Raw genomic sequence first — 862 nt, 5'->3', positions numbered from 1 at the left:
ACCGCCGTATATCTCCGGCGTCATGCACGACAGCGCCCATCCCGACCACATCCCTGCCGATTGGAACACAAGGAACGTCATCCGTACCTGGGCGAACAACAAACTCAGGATGGAAGACCAAAAAGGTCAGGAACACATCAAACTCGCCACCGACTACCAAAAATCCCAACTCAACCTCGGCCACATCGTCGACTCAAGTCGGGAAAAACGCGGAGAGAACGGCGAAGGCTTCGAACTCAGAACCGACGGCTGGGGCGCAGTACGGGCGGGGAAAGGCATACTCGTCAGCGCACAAAACCAAGACGCCAACGGCAAAGTGCTGGATATGGACGATGCCATTTCCCAACTCGAACAGGCACTCTCTCTCGCCAAAAGCCTGAACAAAGCCGCCCAAACCGCCAACAACCACCACACCGATGAAGAAACCCAAAGGGGTCGTCTGAAAGACGCCCTCAAAGACCTGAAAGAGGCAGGTTTGATCCAAACCGCCCCCGCCGGCATCGCCACCGCGACACAACAAAGCCAACTGCACACCGCCAATGAAAACATCCACCTCATCAGCGGCAACCATACCGACATCACCGCCGGACAAAGCCTGACCGCCCATGCGGCAGAGAGCCTCAACCTGTTTGCGCAAAGCAGCGGCATCAAGGTGCAGGCCAATCAGGGCAAAGTGGAAGTACAGGCACAGAATGACGAGTTGCAGCTGAACGCGCTGAAAGACGCAACGTTAACCAGCAGCGCAGGAAAAATCACCATTGCGGCGAAGGAAGAGATTCTGATTACCTGCAAAGGGGCGTATATCAAGCTGGCGAACGGGGAGGTGGAGATTGGGAGTCCGAAGCTGGTTAGGGTGAAGGCG

Annotated in this window: 1 protein-coding gene; it reads left to right on the top strand. The window is 56.3% G+C overall.

Annotation, left to right across the window (positions count from 1 at the left end):
* A partial coding sequence (locus HMPREF1028_RS12885) for a type VI secretion system Vgr family protein (RefSeq protein WP_009313213.1) occupies window positions 1-862 on the top strand: 862 nt, incomplete at both ends.

Source organism: Neisseria sp. GT4A_CT1 (assembly GCF_000227275.1).
GTDB lineage: Bacteria > Pseudomonadota > Gammaproteobacteria > Burkholderiales > Neisseriaceae > Neisseria.
The sequence above is the reverse complement of the archived record's forward strand: the minus strand, read 5'-3'. Positions and strand labels throughout refer to the sequence as shown.